This is a genomic window from Paraburkholderia sp. 22098 (assembly GCF_052045935.1).
Taxonomy (GTDB): Bacteria; Pseudomonadota; Gammaproteobacteria; order Burkholderiales; family Burkholderiaceae; genus Paraburkholderia; species Paraburkholderia caledonica.
The window spans coordinates 95,851-118,421 of sequence record NZ_JBQEPV010000005.1; the positions used below are offsets into that span (position 1 = coordinate 95,851).

The following is a 22,571-nucleotide window of genomic DNA, read 5'->3' on the forward strand; positions in this document are numbered from 1 at the left end:
CTCGTATTTCTTCCAGGCCGGTTCTCGGCCACTCTCAGCATTCCACTTAAAGCCGCTTAATTACGCAGATTCCGGATTAAGACATTTGGCAGTTTCCGTCTGAATCGCATTATGCCTTTTAGCTAATTAAAGCTAAAAATTAGCTTTTAGGATTAATCGTATTCGCGAATCCTGGAGGCGACTGCACACTCGCGGTTTAAGCCTTGTTTGCCGGTTAATCCGGGGCGTCCTGAGTCTCTTTATTGCAAATGATACTTAGGATGACATAAGAAAATATTGGCAAAAATTAATCGATTCCGAGTGGGAGGAATGTTGAACAAGACCTATAAAACTGTATGGAACGAAGCGAGGCGCGTGTATGTGGCGGCGTCTGAAGCAGCGAGGAGCGGCGGCGCGAGATGCGCTTCGGTATGCCGGGCCGTGGCCGCTGCGAGCGCTGGTCTGGTCGGCGCGCTGGTGTTTGCGCAGCCGGCTGGCGCTCAGGAATGCGCGCCAGCCGGCTGCGCGAATGTGGCCGACGCGTTGTTCTACGATAGCGCAGCACATGACATGGTAACGCTCGGCAACTCGGGTACTCCCGTCAAGCTGACCAACCTGGCGCAAGCCGCGCTGAACGCGAACAGCACCGATGCGGTAACAGGCGCGCAACTCCACGCAACGAATGACGCGGTCTCGCAGAATTCGGCAAGCCTTTCCAGCCTCGCCAGCAATCTCGACAACGGCCAGATCGGGCTGGTTCGGCAGGACCTCGGTACAGGCAATCTCACCGTTGGCGCAGGCATTGACGGCCGTTCCGTGGACTTCAGCGGACTCGGCGGGCCGCGTGAACTGGTCGGCGTCGCGGCGGGCACCGGAGCGCAGTCGGCGGTCAATGTGACCCAACTCAAGCAGGTCGTGTCGACACTGGGCGGCGGCGCATCCGTCAGTGCAAGCGGCTCGACAGTCGGCCCGAGGTACTACGTGCAGTCGGCCACGCAAACCACCGTGGGCAACGCGCTTACTTCGTTGGACGCGGGCATCACGTCGCTGCAGTCGCAAATCGTGTCCGGCAGCATCGGCCTCGTCAAACAGGATCTTGGTACGCGCGACATCCTGGTTGGGCCGTCGTCTACAGGTATTCGGGTCAACGTAGCGGGCTTGAACGGCAACCGCGCGGTCACCGGCCTGTCGCGCGGCGCGATCGGCGCGTCGAGCACCGACGCCGTGAACGGTGCGCAACTGTACGGCAACGCGGCGAGTGTGGCCGCGGCGCTGGGCGGCGGGTCGGCGGTCAATGTAGATGGCACCGCAAAGGCCCCTGCGTACAACATCGGCGGAGTTACATATGGCGACGTCGGATCGGCCCTGGCGGCAGCCGTCACGACGAGCGTTGCAACCAGTACCGCGACGAGTACGGCGGCAGGCGCGAGCGCGATCGCGGCGGCCACCGCCAATTCGGTCCAATACGACTCTTCCGTGCACGACAGCATGACGCTCGGCAGCGCCGGCGCGCCGGTTCGCGTGACCAACGTCAGCGCTGGGCAACTCACGAGCGACAGCTTGGACGCAGTAAACGGCGGGCAACTGTTCGCAGCCAATCGGGCGATCGCGTTGAACAGCGACAACATCGCGACCCTCGACGGGCGCGTCGGCGCCAACACGACGGATATCGCCAATCTCGATCAGCGCGTGAACGTGAACACAACGAAAATCGCCGGGCTGGACACGCGCACCACCACGCTCGAGGGCAACCTCACAAACGTTGCGAACCAGATCACGAACGGCGAGATCGGGGTCGTGCAGCAAGACCTGGTGTCGCGCATCATCAGCGTTGGACAGAATACGAATGGCGCACGCGTCGATTTTGCGGGCACCGGCGGCGCACGCCAATTGACGGGCGTCGCGGCGGGCCGCACGGACACGTCGGCGATCAACTTCGCGCAGTTCAGTCCGGTCGTGGCCGGACTTGGCGGCGGCGCACAGATCGGCATCGACGGTTCGGTGATTGCTCCGTCGTATCACGTGCAAGGCAGGACGCAGAGCAACGTCGGCGATGCGCTCGGCTCGCTCGACAACGGGTTGACCACCTTGCAGCAAAAAGTCGAGGTGGGCGGCATTGGCCTCGTAACGCAAGACCCGGCCTCGCGCGTCATCCAGATCGGTGCGTTGGCGGACGGCCGGGCAATCAGCGTGGCGGGCACGCTGGGCAATCGCGTGGTGACCGGCGTCGCGCGGGGCTCGCTGAACGCGGCGAGTACCGAAGCGGTCAACGGCTCGCAACTCTTCGCGCAGGCGGCGAGTACGGCCACGGCGCTAGGCGGCGGGTCCACGGTAAATGCCGACGGCTCGATTAGCGCGCCGTCGTACAGGGTGGGCGGCCAGGTGGTGAACACTGTCGGCGGCGCGCTCAGCAATCTCGATGGCCGCGTCACGCAGAACAGCGGTGATATCGCCGGCTTGCAAAGCGCGGTCGGCCGCATCGGCGGAACGGTCGCGAACGCACTTCAGTACGACGGCTCGGCCCATGACAAGGTGACGCTCGGCGGCATATCTGCTAACGCTCCGACAGTGCAGTTGACCAACCTGAAGAACGGCGAGGTCTCGGCAACCAGCAGCGACGCGGTCACCGGCGCGCAGCTGTGGCAAACCAACCAGCAGATCAGCAGTATCGACAAGAGCGTCAAGAACTATGCGGCCACTGGCAATGCCTACATGGCCGTCAACAGTTCCGCAGAAGCTCCGCAGGCCACCGGAAACGGTTCGCTGGCGTTGGGCGGCGGCGCGAAAGCATCGGCTGCAAACACGGTCGCGCTTGGCGAAGGGTCGGTCGCGGATCAGCCGGACACGGTCTCCGTAGGCTCGCCGGGCAACGAGCGACGTATCACCAACCTCGCGCCGGGACAGGCGGCGGGCGACGCCGTCAACATGCAGCAGCTCCAAAGCGGCATGGGCGATCTCGCCCGGCGCGCCTATGCCGGAACGGCTTCGGCAATGGCGATGAACATGGTTCCCGAAGTCGATGCGACGAAGAACCTCGCAATCGGCGTGGGCACAGCGGGCTACATGGGTTATCAGGCGGTGGCGGTAGGCCTGTCGGCGCGCGTCGCGCAGAATTTCAAGGTGAAGCTGAGCGCGGGCATTAGCTCGGTGACGACCTCGGTGGGCGCCGGCGCCGCGTATCAGTGGTGAGAAGGTGAAGCCAAGCGGCGAGAGGGTGCCGGTGGCGGGCACCCCACCGTGCAAACGGCGGGGTGCGGGTGCGGCTTACTGGAACAGTTTCATCGCTTGCGCGAGCGTGTTGTACACGCCCCACGCAAGAGGAACCATCACATACAGCCAGAATACGGCGAGCTTGACCTTGTTGGTCGGGTGTACGGGTTGAACGGTCGACATGCGAGTCTCCTTATGCGCCCTTGGCGACTTGTGCGTCGGTCATGTGATGCTTGTCGTCCACACGCTTGACCAACAGATTGCAGATGAAGCCGATCACCAGCAGCACGGCCATGATGTGAACCGTCATCGTGTAGGCGTCGGCTTTTGCCACGCCGTGCGCGACTTCATAGGCGCGGATGTAGTTGACCAGCACCGGGCCCGCAACGCCAGCCGCGGCCCACGCGGTCAGCAAACGTCCATGAATGCCGCCGACGAATGCCGTGCCGAACATGTCGGCGAGATAGGCGGGCACCGTCGCGAAGCCGCCGCCGTACATCGTGAGGATGATGCAGTAGGCCAGCACGAAGAGCGCCATCTGACCGGACGCGGCGAAACTCGGCACCAGGAAGTACAGCACCGCGCCGAGCACGAAAAAGATGAAGTAGGTGTTCTTGCGGCCGATCCAGTCCGAAGCCGATGCCCACACGAAGCGGCCACCCATGTTGAACAGCGACAACAGGCCGACAAAGCCGGCTGCGGCGGCCGCCGTCACGGTGCCCTTGAAGCTTTCCTGGATCATGACCGAAGCCTGGCCGAGAATGCCGATGCCCGCAGTGACGTTCAGGAACAGCACGAGCCAGATCAGATAGAACTGCGGCGTCTTCAGGGCCTCGTCGATGTGCACGTGGTTGCGCGTGATCATCTTCTGTTGCGAGGTTTGCGGCGGAGTCCAGCCTGCCGGTTTCCAGTCCGCCGGCGGCACGCGAATGGCCAACGCGCCGATCGACATCGAGATGAAGTACACAATGCCGAGCACGATAAACGTTTCAGCTACGCCGATGCTCGTTGCGCTGCGGAAGTGATTCATCAGCGCGACGGACAGCGGCGCCGCGATCATCGCGCCACCGCCGAAGCCCATGATCGCCATGCCGGTCGCCATGCCGCGGCGGTCCGGAAACCAGCGGATCAGCGTCGACACCGGCGATACGTAGCCCAAGCCGAGCCCGATCCCGCCGATCACGCCATAGCCGAGATACAGCAGCACGATCTGGTGCAAGTACACGCCCAGCGCGGAAATAAGGAAGCCGCCGCCGAAGCAGCAGGCAGCCGTGAACATCGTGCGACGCGGGCCGACGTGTTCGAGCCACTTGCCGGCGAACGCCGCCGACAGGCCGAGGAATACGATCGCGAGCGAAAAGATCCAGCCGAGAGAGGTCAGCGACCAGTCGTCCGCAGTGGATTGCGTGATGCCGATAACCTTGGTCAGCGGGCCGTTGAACACGGAGAACGCATAGGCCTGGCCGATACAGAGATGAACGGCAAGTGCCGCGGGCGGAACCATCCAGCGCGAAAACCCGGGTTTTGCGATGGTGGCTTCCTTGGAAAAGAATGGCGCGGAGCCTGACTTGTGCTGCGGCTCGGTGATACTGCTCATGGTCGGTCTCCCGGAAAGCGAAGTCTTTGTTATCGGCGCATCAGACCGAATGCTTTAGTGTTGGCGGCGTAAAAATTGCTATCGGATGCTGGTTCATATATGCGGCTGAGCTTCATATGAACGCGCGCAAATTTCGCTGAAAACTTGCTTGGTCGAACGATAGGGCGGCAGGCCCGGGTTGGCAATATGAGATAGAACTGCATAAGGCATTGCCCGAGGAAATGCGACGGAGATCTGTCACATCGCGGCAGCCAACGAGTCAACTCGAGGTACGGCCTACCGAAGAGAGCCGTTCGACCTGGTGCATAAAGTAAAAAAAGCCGGCGGTGGCCATCGCGCCACGCCGGCTTTTCTTAACTGCGGTCGGTCGTTCAGACAGTGCGCCCGGTTTTCATCTTCGCGGCGACTAGCACTGAAATCAGGCAGCCGATCGCGAGATAGCCCGCCACCGGATGCCACGAACCGCCGGCAAAACTGACCAGCGCGACCGCGATGAACGGCGTGAAGCCGCCGCCGACCACACTTGCTACCTGATAGCCGACACCCGCGCCGCTGAAGCGATATTCGGTGCCGAAGAGTTCGGTGAACATCGGCTGCTGAACGCTTACCACCATGTCGTGCGCGATGTTCGCGAGCATCACGGCGAACACGACGATCCATACGGTCGAGCGGGCTTCGAGAGCAAGGAAGAACGGCACCGCGCTGAACATGCCGACGAGCGCGCCGACAATATAGACGCGGCGGCGGCCGAAACGGTCGGCGAGCATGGCAAACAGCGGAATCGTCACGCAGCTCACGGCGCCGACGAGCAGGCCGATCGTGAGGAAAAATTCGCGCGGCATGTGAAGATTCGCCGTCGAGTAGTTGAGAGCGAACGCGGTCACGATGTACATCGTGAACAGCTCGGCGAGACGCAGCGCAATGATCAGCAGGAACGCCTTCGGATGACGCAGCAGAGCTTCGACAATCGGCAGCCGCACACTGCGCTCGCCGCGCGCGCCGACTTTTTCGACGAACTCCTGCGACTCTTCCATGCTCGAGCGAATCCACATCGCGATCAGCACCAGCACCACGCTGAACAGGAACGGCAAGCGCCAGCCCCAGCTCATGAACGACGCGTTATCCATCGAGCGGCTGATCAGCGCGACGAGGCCCGTCGCCAGCACGAGGCCCACGCCGTAACCGACCTGAACGCCGCTGCTGTAAAACGCCTTTTTCTTTTCCGGCGCGCTTTCGACCGCCATCAACGCTGCGCCGCCCCATTCGCCGCCGACCGCAAAGCCCTGAATCGCGCGCAGCGTGACGAGCAGCACCGGCGCGAGCCAGCCGATCGTCGAAAACGACGGTAATAGGCCGATTGCAGCGGTAGAAAGGCCCATCATCATGACAGTGAGCACTAACATGCGCTTGCGACCGAGCCTATCGCCAAAGTGGCCGAATACAAAGCCGCCGAGCGGGCGGAACAGAAAGCCGACGCCGAATGTGGCGAAGGCGGCCAGCGTGCCCATCGCCGGGCTTACTTTCGGAAAGAACTCGGCGTTGAAGACCAGTGCTGCAACAATCCCGTACAGCAGGAAGTCGTACCAGTCGACGACAGCGCCGACAAAGCTGCCGAGCGCCGCTTTGCGTGCCCGGTTGCGCGCCGCGCGATTGTCGGCCACTGCGGCCGGCGAGAGGGTGGTGCTCATACGGTCTCCTTGGGTTCTCGAAACGACTGCCGACCGGCGCCGTCGCGGCTTATGCGGGCGTGGCTGATCGGTTGCAGGATGTGCGGAAGATTAATACGAGGCAGGCGCCGAACGATCCGCAATTCGGCGATATTGCGCGATCGGACGCTGCTGCGCGCATAGCGCGCGTTTTCCGCGTATACACGGAGCGGCGCGAGTTTAATTGAAGGGCAGGCGGGACGGAGCGGTGCGTGCTACCGTAAGAGGTGATGTGAAAACAACAGTAACTGATATACCACATACCGAATATTGATTTTTGCGGCGATGCAGCATATGATTGAGTCATTCGTTCACTCAATCGTTTGGAGCTACAAATGGAATTTGTTCCTCTCTCGCTGCTGGCTGCCGCTGTTGTTGGCTTGGGCTCTGCCGCCACCGTTCTGCTGGCCCGCTGGATTCCGCAGCCGGTCGCACAACTTGCAGCGCAACATGGCCGCTTCATCGGCCTTGATGAGCAGCGCGCGGAAGCGGCGGTGCCTTATCGTATGCATGTTCAACAAGAGGCGATGAATGTCGTCGGAACTTCAAACTGAAGCAGTGGCAACACCTTTGACATTGTCTTTACAGCCTATCGGCGCAAGCGCGAGCTTGCGCGATCAGGCTTACGCAATGTTGCGTCAGGCTATTGCCGACGCGGACATCTACCAGACTCGGGATGAAATCCGTCTGGACGAGCGCGTGCTGAGCGAAACGCTCGGAGTAAGCCGGACACCAGTGCGCGAGGCAATGACGCTGCTCGAGCAGGAGGGCTTTCTGCGCATGGTCCCGCGTCGCGGCATTTACATCGTGCGCAAGAGCAAGCGCGAGATCGTCGAAATGATCCACATGTGGGCCGCGCTTGAAAGCATGGCTGCGCGTCTCGCGACGCAGCGCGCTACAGACGAGGAAATCGCCCGCCTGCGGCACATGTTCGACAATTTCCGCGACGCGACGCCGGCCGAGCACATTGCCGAGTATTCGGACGCGAACATCGCCTTTCACCAGGCGATCGTCGAGTTGTCGAAGTCTCAAATCATTCTCGACACCATCAAGAATATTTTTATCCACGTGCGTGCGATCCGGCGCATGACGATCTCACAGAGCGATCGCGCGTCGCGGTCGATCGTCGACCATTTACGCATCATCGAGGCCCTGGAAAAGCGGGACACGGAACTGGCGGAACGTCTCACGCGTCAGCATTCGCTCGACCTGGCGGCATTCGTGGAAAAAAATTGCGATTTTCTCGACTGACAACTTAAGTTAGACGAGGCCGCTGCCAGCGGTCTTGCATCAGTAGCAAAAAGCCCGCGGTGTTCGCACGCCGCGGGCTTTTTTCATTTGGCGCGTGGCGCGTAGGGAAACACCGCGCTTGACGGCTTGTGAAATGTGGTATGTGATATATCAACAGTGAGCGTTTATGAGGTCCGCTCAGTGTTTTCCCTCGAACCGGTGTTCGGGACGAGCCGCGATAAGCGGAAATCGCTTGTCCCGTAAGGCTCTGCAGGGAAATGTAGATGTTGAAAAGGCCGTTGGATAACTCTTGCCTCTTGTTGATATATCACATACCGTATGTGGAGAGGTCGGGCTAAAACGCGAGGGCGAGTCCCGGAACGGGGCATCAGTCGATAACCGTTACAGAACCACCAAGCAGCAGTCTTTCATGGGACCGGAGTAAGCGCTCACGCGTAGACCTCCATCGATGCCAAAGCATGGGACCGGACCGAGCGCAAGAGCGCGGGCTCCGGTCGACACACAGGAGACGACCATGTCTGCAGTTGTTTCATCCCTGAACCCAAGCACAGCCAGCACCACCGCCGAAGACACGCTCAAGCAGAAGACGCGCAACGCGGGCGTCGTCTCGGGCGGCCATCTGGTCGCGAAGGCGCTGAAAAACGAAGGGGTCGATACTATCTTCACGCTGTGCGGCGGCCACATCATCGACATTTACGACGGTTGTGTGGACGAAGGGATTCGCATCATCGACGTGCGCCATGAGCAGGTCGCCGCGCACGCGGCAGACGGCTATGCACGGCAGACCGGCAAGCTCGGCTGCGTGGTCACCACCGCGGGGCCCGGCTGCACGAACGCCGTGACGGGCATCGCGACCGCGTTCCGTTCGGAGAGCCCGATTCTGCACATCGGTGGACAGGGAGCTCTGACGCAACACAAGATGGGATCGCTGCAAGACCTGCCGCACGTCGACATCATGGCGCCTATCACGAAGTTTGCCGCCAGCGTGTCGAGCACGGAGCGGGTCGCCGACATGATCTCGATGGCCGCGCGCGAGTGCTTCAACGGCGCGCCCGGTCCGGCATACCTGGAAATTCCGCGTGACGTGCTCGACCGCGAAGTCGACCTCTCGCGCGCGGTCGTGCCGCAGCCGGGTCACTATCGCGCGTCGACCAAATCGATTGGCGACCCGCGCGACATCGAGAAACTCGCGGATATTCTCGTCAATTCCGAGCGCCCCGCGATTCTGTACGGACAGCAGGTTTGGACCGCGCGCGGTCATGAGGAAGCGATCGCGCTGCTACGCGGCCTCGACATTCCCGGCTATTTCAACGGCGCAAGCCGCGGGCTGCTGCCGCCGGGCGATCCGCATCACTTCGACCGGACGCGTTCGCAGGCGTTTGCCAATGCGGACGTACTCATCGTCGTCGGCACGCCGTTCGATTTTCGGATGGGGTATGGCAAGCGCATCAGTAAGGAACTGACGCTTGTGCAGATCGACATGGACTACCGGACTGTCGGCAAGAACCGCGATATCGACCTCGGTCTGGTCGGCGATCCGGGTGCGATCCTCGCCGCTGTATTGCAAGCCGCAAGCGGCCGCCTGAAGGACGACAAACGCCAGGCACGCCGCAAGTGGATGGCGCAGTTGCAGGACGCCGAAGCGACGGCAACTGAAAAACTCATGCCGCTCTTCAAGTCGAACAGCACGCCGATTCATCCGTATCGCGTGGCTTACGAGCTCAACGAGTTTCTCGCCGACGACACCGTTTATATCGGCGACGGCGGCGACGTCGTGACGATCTCCGCGCAAGCCGTTCGTCCGCGCCGTCCTGGCCAATGGATGGACCCGGGCGCGCTCGGCTCGCTTGGTGTCGGTACCGGATTCGCGCTTGCGGCCAAGATCGCGCATCCGCAGAAAGAAGTGCTGTGCTACTACGGCGACGGTTCGTTCGGCATGACCGCGTTCGACATGGAAACGGCGAACCGCTTCGGCGCACCGTACCTCGCGGTGATCGGCAACAACTCGGCAATGAACCAGATCCGCTACGGCCAGCTCGCGAAATACGGCGACGAGCGCGGCAATGTCGGCAACCTGCTGAGCGACGTCCCCTTCAGCAAGTTTGCCGAAATGCTCGGCGGCCACGGCGAGGAAGTGCGCGACCCAGCGCAGATCGCAGGCGCATTGCAGCGTGCACGCGAAGCAATTCATCGCACGGGGCGCTCGGCTGTCGTCAACATCTGGGTCGACCCGCGCGAGTACGCGCCGGGCACGAAGAACCAGACCATGTACAAGTAATACGGACACCTTAGGAGACACGACATGGGCAAAGCACTCGACGGCGTGCGCATTCTCGATTTCACGCATGTGCAATCGGGCCCGACATGCACGCAATTGCTGGCGTGGTTCGGCGCGGACGTGATCAAGGTGGAGCGAGCCGGAGCAGGCGACATCACGCGTGAACAACTGCGTGACATTCCGGACGTGGACAGCTTGTACTTCACGATGCTCAACCATAACAAGCGTTCGGTCACGATCGATACGAAGAACCCCGAAGGCAAACAGGTTCTCGAAGCACTGATCCAGAAATGCGACGTGCTGGTGGAGAACTTTGCGCCGGGCGCGCTCGATCGCATGGGTTTTACGTGGGAGCGCATTCAGGAATTGAACCCGCGCATGATCGTTGCGTCGGTGAAAGGCTTTGGCCCTGGTCCGTATGAGGACTGCAAGGTGTACGAGAACGTCGCCCAATGCGCGGGCGGTGCGGCATCCACCACGGGCTTCGACGACGGCCCGCCTGTCGTGACCGGCGCGCAGATCGGCGACAGCGGCACGGGGTTGCATCTCGCGCTCGGCATTGTCACCGCGCTTTATCAGCGTACCCAAACCGGCCGGGGGCAACGCGTGCTTGCCGCCATGCAGGACGGCGTGCTCAATCTGTGCCGCGTGAAACTGCGCGATCAGCAACGGCTCGAACGCACCGGTGTGATGAAAGAGTATCCGCAGTATCCGAACGGCAAGTTCGGCGAAGCGGTGCCGCGCGCGGGCAATGCGTCCGGCGGCGGTCAGCCCGGCTGGATTCTGAAGTGCAAAGGCTGGGAGACCGATCCGAACGCATACATCTACTTCATCACGCAGGCGCCGGTGTGGGCGAAGATCTGCAACGTGATCGGCAAGGAAGAGTGGGCCACCGACCCCGACTACGCGACGCCCGCCGCGCGGCTGCCGCGCTTGAAAGATATCTTCGCGGAGATCGAACGCTGGACCATGACCAAGACCAAGTTCGAGGCCATGCAGATCCTCAACAAGTACGACATTCCGTGCGGGCCGATTCTTTCGATGAAGGAGATCGCGGAAGAGCCCTCGCTGCGTCAAACCGGCACGATCGTCGAAGTCGATCATCCGACTCGCGGTAAATATCTGACGGTTGGCAATCCTATCAAACTGTCCGACAGTCCCACCGAAGTCAAGCGCTCGCCGCTGCTTGGCGAACATACCGACGAAGTCATGGCTGAACTGGGTTATTCACCCGAACAGATCAGCGCATTGCGTACCGCCGGCGCCATCTAGGCGCATTAGAAAAACCGTAGTGCAAGCCGCCCGCCGCTCGCCATTCAGGCGAGCGCGGTGCCGGGCGGCGCCTTTCGAACCCGCATTGGAGACGGCAGGACATGGCATACGAAGACACGCTCTCACTGAAAGAACGCGGCACCGCCCATACGCCCGACGGCCACGCGCAGGTCGCCAACAAGGACGTCGTGCGGCATATTCTCGATCACGCCAAAGCGGAAGGCCGCACCTCGCTCACCGCGCCGGAAGGCAAGCTCGTGTGCGACGTCTACGGCATTTCGGTGCCGAAAGAAGCGCTCGCCACGACCGCGGCCGAAGCCGCGCAATTTGCGACCGAGATCGGCTTCCCGGTCGTGCTGAAGATCGTTTCGCCCGAAATTCTCCACAAGACGGAGGCGGGCGGCGTGCTCGTCGGCGTGAAGAATGCTGCCGATGTCGTGCAGGGCTTCGCGACGATCATGGAGAACGCAAAGCGCTATAACGCGCAGGCGAACCTGCTCGGCGTGCAGGTGCAGCAGATGATCGGCGGCGGCCAGGAAGTGATTGTCGGCGCAGTCACCGATCCGTCGTTCGGCAAGCTGGTGGCGTTCGGCCTTGGCGGCGTACTCGTCGAAGTGCTGAAGGACATTACGTTCCGCCTCGCCCCGGCTACACGCGACGACGCGCGTTCGATGCTCGACGGCATTGCGGCAGCCGAGATGCTCAAAGGCGTGCGCGGCGGCGAGCCGGTCGATCGCGAGGCGCTCGCGGGCTTGATTGAAAACGTGTCGCGGCTCGTATCCGACTTCCCGGAGATATCGGAGCTGGATCTGAACCCGGTGTTCGCGAGCAAGCGTGGCGCGATTGCCGCCGACGTACGGATCGTGCTCGACTTCGAGCCGCCAGTCGAGCGCTACCGGCCGAGTCAGGAAGACATCGTGCGGCAGATGAACCGCATCATGAAGCCGGATCGCGTCGCTGTCATTGGCGCGTCGGCGGAAGACGGCAAGATCGGCAACTCCGTCATGAAGAACCTGATCAACGGCGGCTATCAGGGAGAGATCTATCCGATCCACCCCAAGGCCGACGAGATCATGGGACGCAAGGCTTATAAAAGCGTGCTGGACGTGCCGGGCGATATCGACGTTGCCGTATTCGCGATTCCGGCAAAATTTGTCGCCGGCGCGCTGACGGAAGTCGGCAAGAAAGGCATTCCCGGCGCGGTGCTGATTCCCTCGGGTTTTGCGGAAACGGGCAACGTGGAGGGCCAGCAGGAAATCGTTGCGATTGCACGCGAATACGACATTCGCCTGATGGGCCCGAATATTTACGGCTTCTACTACACGCCCAAGAACCTGTGCGCAACGTTTTGCACACCGTACGATGTGCAGGGCAAGGCGGCGTTGTCTTCGCAGTCCGGCGGTATCGGCATGGCGATCATCGGCTTCTCCCGTTCGGCGAAGATGGGCGTGTCGGCAATCGTAGGTCTCGGCAACAAGTCCGATATCGACGAAGACGACCTGCTGACCTTCTTCGAACAGGACGAGAACACCGACATCATTGCGCAGCATTGCGAAGATCTGAAAGACGGTCGCGCATTCGCGGAGACGGCGGCGCGTGTCTCGAAGAAGAAGCCGGTGGTGGTGTTGAAAGCGGGCCGCACGAGTCTCGGTGCGCGCGCTGCGAGCTCGCACACGGGCGCGCTTGCGGGCAACGACCGCATCTACGAAGACGTGTTCAAGCAGTGCGGCGTGATACGCGCCCGCTCTCTACGCGACCTGCTGGAATTTGCGCGAGGCATTCCGAAACTACCCACGCCGAAGGGCGAGAACGTGGTGATCATCACCGGGGCGGGCGGCTCGGGCGTGCTGTTGTCCGATGCTTGCGTGGACAACCGCCTGTCGCTGATGACCATGCCGGCCGATCTCGACGCCGCGTTCCGCAAGTTCATTCCTCCGTTCGGTGCCGCAGGGAATCCTGTCGACATCACAGGCGGTGAGCCGCCGTCGACGTATCAGAACACGATACGCCTCGGCCTCGAAGATCCGCGCATTCACTCCATCATTCTCGGCTACTGGCACACGATCATCACGCCGCCGATGGTGTTCGCGCGACTCGTTGTCGAGGTGAAGGAAGAGATGAAAGCGCGCGGCATCGAGAAACCGATCGTCGCATCGCTTGCGGGCGACGTGCAGGTGGAAGAGGCGGCCGAGTACCTGTATGCGCATGGTGTTCCCGCGTACGCGTATTCGACGGAAATTCCTGTCGCGGTGCTGGGTGCGAAGTATCAGTGGGCGCGCGGTGCCGGGTTGATCTGACCTGACGCGTAAAACGGGAGGCGGCACGGTTTTCATCGCGATGAGCGACGAAGATCGTGCCGAAGCGCTCAAGGAGCGGCATATGGATACGTGGATGCGTTTCATGTCGAACGACGGCGGTGTAGTGTTCGGCCGCGTCGAAGGTGCCTATCTGCACGAGTACGAAAGTCTCGATCAGCCGGTGCCGACCGGCGTGGTGTTGTCCACGCGCGCACTGACGCCGCTCGCACCTTGTGCGCCCGGCAAGATCGTCGCGCTGTGGAACAACTATCACGCGCTTGCCGCAAAGCTCGAGAAGCCGGTGCCGACGCACCCGCTCTTTCTGCTGAAACCGGCGGGCTCGGTGATCGGCTCCGATGAGCCGATCCGCCGCCCGGCCAGCTACGCGGGCAAGATCGTCTATGAAGGCGAGCTGGGCATCGTGATCGGCCGGCGTTGCCGGGATGCCGACGTCGAAGAGGCCGCTCAGGCGATCTTCGGCTACACGCTCGTCAACGACGTAACCGCTGCGGATCTGCTCAACGAGAATCCGCATTTTCCGCAATGGTGCCGCGCCAAGGGCTTCGATACTTTCTGCTGCATTGGCCCGGCGATCGTCTCAGGCTTCGATTGGCAAAGCGCGAGTCTGGTGACGATGCTCGACGGCGTCGAGCGGCAGAACTATCCGCTCTCCGACATGGTGTTTTCGCCGGCCGAGCAGGTGAGCCTCATTTCGCAAGACCTCACGCTTGAACCCGGCGACGTCATCGCATGCGGTACGTCGATAGGCGTGGGTTCGATCAAGGACGGAGCGACGGTGTCGGTTTCTATCGACGGGATCGGCACGTTGCGCAACACACTGAACGCGGCACGCGCGGCCGGTTCAGAGACGCCGAAACCAGGCGTCGTAGCGGGACTCGTTTGAACGGTGGGTCGGTCCGCGGGCCACGAGCGCGCGGAGTTGCATCGAGAACACGAAGGAGCACGCGTGTCGCAAGCGTCAGACAGTACCGTGTGGCTGGGGATGTTCGTACCGTTGACGGCGACGCTCGCCGGGCTGTTGGCTTGTGCGCTCGGCTCGGTGCTCGCGGCGCTCGGGCAATTGCCGTTACACGGACTGCCTGAGATGCTGCGGCCCTTGCCGCGGATGCCGATTCATCACTCGCGCTCGCGGTCGTGCTCGAATGCGGCGTCCGGAAGTCAGCCTTGCTGGCGTGCCGCCGCGTTGGCCGCCACCGTTTCCGGCGTGTTCGCCGCGGGCCTGGGTGCTGGTGTCGCCGATATTTGCGCGGCAGTTGCAGGCGCCCTTGCCGGTGCGCAGCTCGTGCGTCGGCGCAATCTTCTAGCACGGCAGCCCGCGCTCGTCGCGCTGGTGGCGAGCGGCATGGGCTTGGCGATCGTGGTCGTCGGCGTTGTCCGTTATTTATCGCCGCCATCGTCACTACCGTCGTCGATCGAGGCGGTCTTGGGGCGGATCGAGCTTTGCATGGCCGTGTTCGCCGGCGCGTTGATCTTTGCCACATCGGCGATTGCATTCTGCAAATTTCGCGGTGTGTTGCCGCTTCGTGTGGCGGCGCGTCGGGGCCACGACGTCGTCAACGTCGCTGCGTTTCTGTTATGTGGATGGCTCGGCTACGGGTTCGCGACCGAAGCGGTACAGCCGTTCGGACTCGCCGCGCTGCTCGCAATCAGCGCGCTTGCATCGTCAATAGGCGTGCATGCGATGCTCAGTCGCGAGTATTCCGAGCGTTCCGAGTATTCCGAGTGTTCCGGGTATTCGGAGTTTTGCGAGTGTCCGAACGTCCACGCGCATGCCCATGCCGCGCGCGGCGTTCGCAGCATGGCTGTCGCGTCGGAGTGGCGACATGACGCACAGCCCGAAGACATGCGTGAGGTGTGGGACGCCGGCATGGTGCGCGCGGCAGCATACCGTCACCGTCGAGGCTGGCATAACAGCGGCAACGGGCAACCGCACACTCGCGCATCTGCGGCGCGCCGCCTGCCCAACCGATTCCCGGTAAGCCGACAGCCATGAAGCCCGCCACGATGAAAGCACAGACCTCGACGGCCTATCTGTCAGCAGAGGGAACGGGAACCACAGAGTCTCTATTCGGCGGGAACATGTTCCCGCCGTGCCGCTCATTCGCCAGTAGCGGCAAATTCGCTGTAGTACTGCGCTTTCTTCTGCAGGATCAGTTGAGCGAGGAAATCGGCGTCATAAGCGCGGTGAAGATGCGCGTGAAAGCGCTCGATAAAAGCGGTGATGCGAGCGGCTTCGCTGTTGAACTCGCTAAGAATGTCGAGTGTGGCGTGGTCCCAGCGAAAGCGCAGACCCAGATCACTGAACGCGGCGTTGTAGGCGCTCAGATGCGGGTCGTTGGGATGGTCGGCGGTAGCGCGGGTTGTCCGTGCGCTGGCATGAGTCGCAACCGAAGCGTGGTTCATGATCGGCCTCCTGGGCTGACAAGTGATGGAACTCGCTTGCAGCATAGAAGTACTGATCGATTTGCAATAGTTAAAGTTTTATTGGATTTCCATAGGCTATTGCTTATACACGCTCAGTTCCTTCACCCGAGTGATCTTCTCGATGAGGCTCGCGCCTTCTTCCATCAGGAAGCGCTTGAACGCCACGGCAACGGGCGGCAGACGCTTGTTCTTCCGATGAACGACATACCAGTTGAGCATGACCGGGAAGCTCTCGACATCGAGCACGACCAGGTGGCCCAACTGCAACTCGAGACTGATCGTATGTGCGGACAGAAATGCGATGCCCATGCCGGCAATGACCGCCTGCTTGATCGTCTCGGTGCTCTTGATCTCCATCGCGATTTTCAGATTGGAGAGGCGACCGGCGAAGCCTTCCTCCATGGAGTTCCAGGTGTCCGAGCCGCGCTCACGTACGATAAATGCCTCGTTCGCCAACTGGCTCATCCTGATGTTGCGCTTTTGCGCGAGCGGGTGCGTAGGGGCGGCCACGATCACATATGGGTGCGGCGCGAACGGCTCGTTCGTGGCGTCCATTTCATGCGGCGGGCGCACCATCACCGCGAGATCGGTCTGGTTAGTCGCGAGCTGATGCAGCAACTCCTCGCGATTGTGCACCGCAAGATTCAGCACGACGCCCGCGTAGCGCCGCGTGAACTCGGCGAGCAGCCGCGGAAAGAAGTAGTCGCCCGCGCTGATGACCGCCACATTCAGCTTGCCGCCGGAGACGCCTTTCAACTGGCTCATGGCTTCGTCGACTTCGTGAAACTGCTGAATGATCGCGCGGCTGTAGTGCAGCATTTCGGTGCCGGCTGGCGTGAGGTAAATCTTCTTGCCCAGCTGTTCGAAGAGCGGCAAGCCGGCGTGCTCTTCAAGCTGACGAACCTGTGTGGAAACGGCGGGTTGCGTGAGGTGCAACTCCTCGGCGGCGCGCGAAAAGCTCAGGTGGCGCGCCACGGTCTCGAATACCTTCAACTGCCGGAGCGTGGCATTGCGCATCGTCATGGCCGATGTATAAGCAAACGTGAATCAACATAATAACAAACTTTAATTATTAGTAATTCAGCAATGACCCTAGCATGAGTTTGTAAAGAAAAACGAAGCTGCCGGCCTCACACTCGGGTTAACGCTTGGATTCAGGCGTGGCGGGACCGATAGGGGATCGGCGGAAAGCAGCAGAAAGAATTGGTCGGAATTAAGAACTTCCCAAAAGGCGATGATTAATTCGCTAATTAAAAGAAGCGATTTAAAGACGCAGAGATTAAAAATTCCCGAATTGCAAGGCTTTTCGGGTCATAACGATAAGGCGGGACACATACAGCACGGCGCATTGGCCGGCTGCACTAAATAATTGCGGAGACAAGGCACATGGACGATATCACTCAACAGACCACGGCCCGCGTATTCTGGGCGAACCGTTGGTGGCAGCTCGTCATCGGCATGGTGTGCATGGCGTTGGTGGCGAACCTGCAGTACGCGTGGACGCTGTTCGTCGCGCCGATGGACGCGCGGCATCACTGGGGCCAGGCCTCGATTCAGATGGCGTTCGCGATCTTCATCCTTACGGAAACCTGGCTCGTTCCACTGGAAGGCTGGCTCGTCGACAAGTTCGGTCCACGGCCAGTGGTGGCGGGCGGCGCGGTGTGCGCGGGCATTGCATGGGTCATGAATTCGTACGCGACGACCTTGCCGATGCTTTACGTCTCCGCGGTTATCGCCGGGATTGGCGCGGGCGGCGTGTACGGCACCTGCGTGGGCAACGCGTTGAAATGGTTTCCCGACCGCCGCGGCCTCGCTGCGGGCCTGACCGCGGCCGGCTTCGGCGCGGGCGCAGCAGTGACGGTGATTCCGATCGCGAACATGATCACCCGCTCCGGCTACGAGCACACGTTCTTCTTCTTCGGTATCTTGCAGGGCGTCGCGATTCTGCTTCTCGCCATGCTGCTGGTGAAGCCTGTGTTGCGCAAGCATGTGCCCGCAAAGAAGAAATTCGCGGTGTCGAAGGTGGACCTCACGCCCGGCCAGATGATCAAGACGCCAGTGTTCTGGGTGATCTACGTTTCGTTCGTGGCGGTGGCTGCCGGCGGCCTGATGGCAACCGCGCAGATTGGCCCGATCGCAAAAGACTGGGGTCTTGCGCGCATTCCCATGACAATCTTCGGCGTTACGCTGCCGCTGCTGACAGCCACGCTTTCCATCGACAATATCTGCAACGGCTTCACGCGTCCGCTGTGCGGTTTCATCTCCGACAAGATCGGCCGTGAAAACACGATGTTCGCGATCTTTATCGGCGAAGGGCTCGCGTTGCTCGGCATGATGGAGTACGGCACGAACCCGTATGCGTTCATGACGTTTGCCGCGCTGATCTTCCTCTTCTGGGGCGAAATTTTCTCGATCTTCCCGGCAATCTGCGCGGACACGTTCGGCAGCAAGTACGCGGCGGCGAATGCCGGCACGCTTTACACGGCGAAGGGCACGGCTTCGCTGCTGGTGCCGGTCGCGTCGGTGTTGTCGGCAACGGGTGGATGGAGCCTCGTGTTCACTGTTTCGGCTGTGATTACGATTGCCGCCGGCGTGTCCGCGAAATTCATTCTCGCGCCGATGCGCTCGCGCTGGATCCACTCGCAGGACGAGCCCCAGCCGGGCGTGCTCGCCGTCGCGGGTAACGGCAAAGCCTCGCGGCTGAGCCACTGGCCCGAGCAAACCGGCGAATAGGCTGCCGAGCCGTTCGCGGCCGGCCATGACCTCATGAATGTTTCGTTGCAGCAACTCAAGGTGTTTGTCGCCGTCGCGCGTGAACGGAGCTTCACGCGCGCGGCGCGCGAGTTCGATCTGACACAGTCGGCGGTGAGCCGGTGTGTGCGGGAGCTCGAAGATGCGGTCGAACTCAAACTGTTCGATCGCACGACGCGCCAGGTTCAACTGACGCACGCGGGCGCCAGTCTCGAACGGAGGATTGGCCGCCTGCTCGATGAAATCGATCTGACGTTGCGCGAAGAGCGGGCCGCTTACGAAGGGCACCGCGGCGTCGTCGCAGTGGCGAGCAATCCGGTGTTGTCGTCGGGATGGGTCGCGCAGGGGCTCGCGCGTTGTGCGACCGCCTATCCGGAACTGACGGTCACCGTCGAGGATCAGCCCCAAAACGGCGTACTTGCGAGCGTCGAGCACGGCGAAGTGGATTTCGGCGTGGTCTCGCTGGCCGCGCCGCTCGCCAACGACCAGTTGCACGCGCAGGTCATGTTCACGACGCCGCTGCACGCGGTGATGCCGTCGACGCATCCTCTGGCCCGCCACGCCAGCGTCGCGTGGGCGGCGCTGCATGACTGGGCGCTCGTCACATTGAATGCGGACGCGGGCGTGCGTGCGGCGCTCGATCCGGCCTTTAACGCGAACGGACTGAAGCGTCGCCCGGTGCAGGAATTCGGACATGTGGCGGCCGTGTTGCGAATGGTGGAACTCGGGTTGGGCGTTGGCGTTCTGCCCGTCGACGCGCATTGGCCCGCTGTCGGCGACTCGCTGGTGAGCCGGCCGCTCGTTCCTGAAATAGCATTGACGACGCTACTCGTGCATCGCCGCAATCGCTCGCTAAGGCCGAATGCCGCGGCCGCATGGGCGGAGTTCGCGGCGCATGGCGTAGCGCCCTTTACGAACGGAATTCCGGACGACGGTCCGGACGAAATCTCCAGCCCGACCGCACATACAACGTCGGCCGCATCCCCGCACGCGACACCTCGCGACCCTTCCCGGCCTGCGGCCGCGCGCAGCGGCGCGGCGCTTCACGAGCCGTAGCGCTCGATCGACTTGCCGAAACCGGCCTTCGCCCCGAGGCCGGCTAGCAGCAATCAGCCCAAGCAACATTTCAATGCAAGGAGCTTCATGATGGACACTGATACCGGCCTCAGGCGCCATGACCTGTTGATCGACGGCAAGCGGTTGCCGCCGGGCACGGGCGAATATTCCGTCAATATCAATCCGGCTACCGAGGAGCCGATCGCGCACGTTGCACAAGGCAGCGCCGCCGACGTCGACACGGCAGTGCGCGCAGCGCGCGCCGCATTGAAGGTGTGGAACGGAATCAAGGCGGCAGAGCGCGGCCGCATTCTGTCCCGCCTTGCCGGTCTGATGCGCGCCAATCTCGACGAACTGGCCGCGCTCGAAAGTCTCGACGCGGGCAAGCCGATTGCCGCCGTCATGCGCCAGGACGTTCCGGCCGCGATCGATACGCTCGAGTACTACGCAGGCTGGTGCGACAAGATCAACGGCCAGGTGGTCCCCGTTCGCCCGGACGCTTTGACCTATACGTTGCGTGAACCGGTCGGCGTGGTCGCTGCGATCGTGCCGTGGAACTTCCCGCTGATGATCGGCATGTGGAAAATCGCGCCGGCGCTCGCGTGCGGTTGCACGCTGATCGTGAAGCCCGCGGAGATCACGCCGCTCAGCGCGTTGCGCATCGGCGAACTCGCGCTCGAAGCAGGCGTGCCGCCGGGAGTGCTGAATATCGTCACGGGCAAGGGACGTGTGGTCGGCGACGCGCTCGTCGCGCATCCAGGCGTGGACAAGGTGACGTTCACCGGATCGCCGTCGGTGGGGCGCGGCATTCTGCAGGGCGCGGCCGGCAACTTCAAACGCGTGACGCTCGAACTCGGCGGCAAGTCGGCCAATCTGATTTTCCCCGATGCAAATCTCGACAACGCAGTGCGGGCCGCGGCGTCGGGCATCTTCTTCAACACGGGGCAAGTGTGCTCGGCGGGCTCGCGCATTCTCGCGCATCGCGATGTCTACGACGAAGTGGTGGAGCGCCTCGCCGCGCGCGCAAAGTCGATCAAGGTCGGCGATCCGTCGTTACGCGAAACGTCGATGGGTCCGCTTATCTCCGCCGCGCAAATGAAGACCGTGCTCGGCTATGTCGATGCTGGGCGCTCCGAAGGCGCATCGCTCGTGACAGGCGGCGCGCGCATCGGCGAGCGCGGCTTCTTCGTGGAGCCGACGGTGTTTGCCAACGTCGAGCACGAAATGCGCATTTCGCAGGAGGAGATTTTCGGGCCCGTGGCGAGCGTGATTCGTTTCAGCGACGAAGCGGACGCTATACGTATCGCCAACGGGACGTTGTACAGCCTCGCGGCGGGTGTGTGGAGCGCGGACATTGGTCGCGTGCATCGCGTGGCACGCGACCTGAGAGCGGGGACCGTCTGGATCAATACCTACGGCTATACCGATGTGCGCCTGCCTTGGGGCGGTTCCGGCGATTCGGGCTTCGGCCGCGAGCACGGCGACGTGGCGATTGAAAACTTCACCGAGCCGAAAGCGGTCTGGCTGGCCATCGATCAATAGCAACTGTATTTTGCCGCGCAAATGAAAATGGATCGGACGCCTCGCGGCGTCCGATCCATTTTCAACGTACCGCGATGAAGGTGAGAAGCGCGAGAAGCGCAGACAGACCCTATCGGATCACGCGCCCTGCAATGCCATGCGTTCGCGCAGTTTGACGAGCGCAAGCACGACGTCGATGGTAGGCGTCGGCTCGTTGACGAGGCGTCCCATTTCCTGCACCACGGTCAGAAGCGGATCGATTTCCATCGGCCGCCGGTTCTCCAGATCCACGAGCGTCGACGTTTTATGTGCGCCGACCGCCCCCGCGCCGTCAATGCGCTTTTCCACGTCGACCCGAAAGTGCACGCCGAACTGATCGGCAATGCGCTTTGCTTCGAGCATCATGGTGCGCGACACTGCGCGCGTGCCCGGGTCGCTCGTTAGCACGTCGAGTGTTGCATGCGTCAACGCGCTGATCGGGTTGAAGCACAGATTGCCCCACAGCTTCAGCCAGATTTCGTCGCGGATGTTGTCGCGGATCGGCGCCTCGAAACCCGCTGCCTGCATGATCTCGTGCAACTGCTGGATGCGCGGCGTACGCTCGCCGCTCGGCTCGCCGATTGGAAACTTCTTGCCGTACACATGCTTGATGAGGCCTGGTTCCACGATTTCCGCGGCCGGATAGAGCACACATCCGATCGCCCGTTCGGGGCCGAGCTTCGTCCACTGACTGCCGTCCGGATCGACGCTCGCGAGCCGCGTGCCGGCGAACTTGCCGCCGTGCTGATAGAAGTACCAATACGGAATGCCGTTGACACCGGTCACGACGGCAGTGTGCTTGCCGAGCAGCGGCTGCATCGCGTCGACCACGCCAGGCAACGAGTGCGCTTTCAACGTGATAATCACGAAGTCCTGCACGCCGAGCTCGCTCGGGTCGGACGTGCAGCGAACCGGCGCGCTGACCGTCTCGCCGTCGATAATCAGACGCGCGCCGTGCTCGCGCATTGCCGCGAGATGCGCGCCGCGCGCGATGAAACTGACGTCGGCGCCGGCGCGTGCCAACTGCACGCCCATCAAGCCGCCTATCGCTCCCGCTCCGAAGATGCAGATCTTCATGATGCCGCTCCTGTGACTATGAGAAGTCGCTTGCCCATGCCGCCTCTCGCCGAGCACGGCGGCGGGTCACTTAATGAGCATAGGGGCGTGCG

At 62.0% G+C, this 22,571-nt stretch carries 17 protein-coding genes; 11 read left to right on the forward strand and 6 right to left on the reverse strand.

The window, feature by feature from the left end:
* Positions 1-309: 309 nt before the first annotated feature.
* Positions 310-3,168, forward strand: coding sequence for a YadA-like family protein (locus ACTJLB_RS12145; protein WP_440783400.1), 2,859 nt, complete (start codon positions 310-312; stop codon positions 3,166-3,168).
* Between the two features lie 75 nt (positions 3,169-3,243).
* On the opposite strand, the gene ACTJLB_RS12150 is transcribed toward ACTJLB_RS12145, so the two are convergent.
* The 3 genes from ACTJLB_RS12150 to shiA form a co-directional block, all read right to left on the reverse strand.
* Positions 3,244-3,372 (reverse strand): MFS transporter small subunit, encoded by a 129-nt coding sequence (locus ACTJLB_RS12150; RefSeq protein WP_020068039.1) that lies wholly within the window; start codon positions 3,370-3,372, stop codon positions 3,244-3,246.
* 10 nt (positions 3,373-3,382) lie between these two features.
* Positions 3,383-4,786: an L-lactate MFS transporter gene (locus ACTJLB_RS12155; protein WP_204523078.1), complete on the reverse strand. Its 1,404-nt coding sequence runs from the start codon at positions 4,784-4,786 to the stop codon at positions 3,383-3,385.
* Between the two features lie 371 nt (positions 4,787-5,157).
* On the reverse strand, positions 5,158-6,474 hold the full coding sequence (shiA, locus tag ACTJLB_RS12160) for a shikimate transporter (RefSeq protein ID WP_440783401.1): 1,317 nt from the start codon (positions 6,472-6,474) through the stop codon (positions 5,158-5,160).
* 353 nt (positions 6,475-6,827) lie between these two features.
* Here shiA and ACTJLB_RS12165 point away from each other — a divergent pair, with 353 nt between their 5' ends.
* The 7 genes from ACTJLB_RS12165 to ACTJLB_RS12195 all read left to right on the forward strand — a co-directional run bounded on the left by ACTJLB_RS12165 (position 6,828) and on the right by ACTJLB_RS12195 (position 15,604).
* Positions 6,828-7,046, forward strand: a complete 219-nt coding sequence (locus tag ACTJLB_RS12165) for a hypothetical protein (protein ID WP_020068042.1) — start codon at positions 6,828-6,830, stop codon at positions 7,044-7,046.
* The gene (locus tag ACTJLB_RS12170) at positions 7,024-7,743 is read left to right on the forward strand and encodes a GntR family transcriptional regulator (RefSeq protein ID WP_027777423.1); all 720 of its coding nucleotides are present in this window, start codon (positions 7,024-7,026) and stop codon (positions 7,741-7,743) included. The genes ACTJLB_RS12165 and ACTJLB_RS12170 overlap by 23 nt, the downstream gene beginning before the upstream one ends.
* A 514-nt stretch (positions 7,744-8,257) precedes the next feature.
* On the forward strand, positions 8,258-10,021 hold the full coding sequence (locus ACTJLB_RS12175) for a thiamine pyrophosphate-binding protein (protein ID WP_020068044.1): 1,764 nt from the start codon (positions 8,258-8,260) through the stop codon (positions 10,019-10,021).
* Positions 10,022-10,045: 24 nt separating this feature from the next.
* On the forward strand, positions 10,046-11,293 hold the full coding sequence (gene frc / locus ACTJLB_RS12180) for a formyl-CoA transferase (RefSeq protein WP_020068045.1): 1,248 nt from the start codon (positions 10,046-10,048) through the stop codon (positions 11,291-11,293).
* A 101-nt stretch (positions 11,294-11,394) separates the two neighbouring features.
* Positions 11,395-13,590: an acetate--CoA ligase family protein gene (locus ACTJLB_RS12185; RefSeq protein ID WP_020068046.1), complete on the forward strand. Its 2,196-nt coding sequence runs from the start codon at positions 11,395-11,397 to the stop codon at positions 13,588-13,590.
* 82 nt (positions 13,591-13,672) lie between these two features.
* Positions 13,673-14,494, forward strand: coding sequence for a fumarylacetoacetate hydrolase family protein (locus ACTJLB_RS12190; protein WP_408163569.1), 822 nt, complete (start codon positions 13,673-13,675; stop codon positions 14,492-14,494).
* A gap of 63 nt (positions 14,495-14,557) precedes the next feature.
* Positions 14,558-15,604 carry an NAD(P)(+) transhydrogenase (Re/Si-specific) subunit beta gene (locus ACTJLB_RS12195; protein ID WP_440783402.1) on the forward strand — a complete coding sequence of 349 codons (1,047 nt, stop codon included), beginning with the start codon at positions 14,558-14,560 and terminating at the stop codon, positions 15,602-15,604.
* 104 nt (positions 15,605-15,708) lie between these two features.
* On the opposite strand, the gene ACTJLB_RS12200 is transcribed toward ACTJLB_RS12195, so the two are convergent.
* Complete coding sequence (locus tag ACTJLB_RS12200; protein WP_131320457.1) at positions 15,709-16,014, reverse strand: hypothetical protein; 306 nt, start codon at positions 16,012-16,014, stop codon at positions 15,709-15,711.
* Between the two features lie 96 nt (positions 16,015-16,110).
* Positions 16,111-17,058, reverse strand: a complete 948-nt coding sequence (locus tag ACTJLB_RS12205) for a LysR family transcriptional regulator (protein ID WP_027777430.1) — start codon at positions 17,056-17,058, stop codon at positions 16,111-16,113.
* Between the two features lie 363 nt (positions 17,059-17,421).
* Here ACTJLB_RS12205 and oxlT point away from each other — a divergent pair, with 363 nt between their 5' ends.
* The 3 genes from oxlT to ACTJLB_RS12220 all read left to right on the forward strand — a co-directional run bounded on the left by oxlT (position 17,422) and on the right by ACTJLB_RS12220 (position 21,384).
* The gene (gene oxlT, locus ACTJLB_RS12210; protein ID WP_020068051.1) at positions 17,422-18,768 is read left to right on the forward strand and encodes an oxalate/formate MFS antiporter; all 1,347 of its coding nucleotides are present in this window, start codon (positions 17,422-17,424) and stop codon (positions 18,766-18,768) included.
* 33 nt (positions 18,769-18,801) lie between these two features.
* A complete protein-coding gene (locus tag ACTJLB_RS12215; RefSeq protein ID WP_440783404.1) occupies positions 18,802-19,842 on the forward strand; it encodes a LysR family transcriptional regulator in 1,041 nt (346 codons plus the stop codon).
* A gap of 90 nt (positions 19,843-19,932) precedes the next feature.
* Positions 19,933-21,384, forward strand: coding sequence for an aldehyde dehydrogenase family protein (locus ACTJLB_RS12220; protein ID WP_310354151.1), 1,452 nt, complete (start codon positions 19,933-19,935; stop codon positions 21,382-21,384).
* A gap of 117 nt (positions 21,385-21,501) precedes the next feature.
* Here ACTJLB_RS12220 and ACTJLB_RS12225 read toward each other — a convergent pair whose 3' ends face one another.
* The gene (locus tag ACTJLB_RS12225) at positions 21,502-22,479 is read right to left on the reverse strand and encodes a 2-dehydropantoate 2-reductase (RefSeq protein ID WP_020068054.1); all 978 of its coding nucleotides are present in this window, start codon (positions 22,477-22,479) and stop codon (positions 21,502-21,504) included.
* Positions 22,480-22,571 lie beyond the last annotated feature (92 nt).

What these genes read in the sequence shown, in the direction of transcription:
- ACTJLB_RS12145 (WP_440783400.1), top strand. Translation starts at nt 310, where the DNA reads ATGTTGAACAAGACCTATAAAACTGTATGGAACGAAGCGAGGCGCGTG.
- ACTJLB_RS12150 (WP_020068039.1), bottom strand. Translation starts at nt 3,372, where the DNA reads ATGTCGACCGTTCAACCCGTACACCCGACCAACAAGGTCAAGCTCGCC.
- ACTJLB_RS12155 (WP_204523078.1), bottom strand. Translation starts at nt 4,786, where the DNA reads ATGAGCAGTATCACCGAGCCGCAGCACAAGTCAGGCTCCGCGCCATTC.
- shiA (WP_440783401.1), bottom strand. Translation starts at nt 6,474, where the DNA reads ATGAGCACCACCCTCTCGCCGGCCGCAGTGGCCGACAATCGCGCGGCG.
- ACTJLB_RS12165 (WP_020068042.1), top strand. Translation starts at nt 6,828, where the DNA reads ATGGAATTTGTTCCTCTCTCGCTGCTGGCTGCCGCTGTTGTTGGCTTG.
- ACTJLB_RS12170 (WP_027777423.1), top strand. Translation starts at nt 7,024, where the DNA reads ATGTCGTCGGAACTTCAAACTGAAGCAGTGGCAACACCTTTGACATTG.
- ACTJLB_RS12175 (WP_020068044.1), top strand. Translation starts at nt 8,258, where the DNA reads ATGTCTGCAGTTGTTTCATCCCTGAACCCAAGCACAGCCAGCACCACC.
- frc (WP_020068045.1), top strand. Translation starts at nt 10,046, where the DNA reads ATGGGCAAAGCACTCGACGGCGTGCGCATTCTCGATTTCACGCATGTG.
- ACTJLB_RS12185 (WP_020068046.1), top strand. Translation starts at nt 11,395, where the DNA reads ATGGCATACGAAGACACGCTCTCACTGAAAGAACGCGGCACCGCCCAT.
- ACTJLB_RS12190 (WP_408163569.1), top strand. Translation starts at nt 13,673, where the DNA reads ATGGATACGTGGATGCGTTTCATGTCGAACGACGGCGGTGTAGTGTTC.
- ACTJLB_RS12200 (WP_131320457.1), bottom strand. Translation starts at nt 16,014, where the DNA reads ATGAACCACGCTTCGGTTGCGACTCATGCCAGCGCACGGACAACCCGC.
- ACTJLB_RS12205 (WP_027777430.1), bottom strand. Translation starts at nt 17,058, where the DNA reads ATGACGATGCGCAATGCCACGCTCCGGCAGTTGAAGGTATTCGAGACC.
- oxlT (WP_020068051.1), top strand. Translation starts at nt 17,422, where the DNA reads ATGGACGATATCACTCAACAGACCACGGCCCGCGTATTCTGGGCGAAC.
- ACTJLB_RS12215 (WP_440783404.1), top strand. Translation starts at nt 18,802, where the DNA reads ATGAATGTTTCGTTGCAGCAACTCAAGGTGTTTGTCGCCGTCGCGCGT.
- ACTJLB_RS12220 (WP_310354151.1), top strand. Translation starts at nt 19,933, where the DNA reads ATGGACACTGATACCGGCCTCAGGCGCCATGACCTGTTGATCGACGGC.
- ACTJLB_RS12225 (WP_020068054.1), bottom strand. Translation starts at nt 22,479, where the DNA reads ATGAAGATCTGCATCTTCGGAGCGGGAGCGATAGGCGGCTTGATGGGC.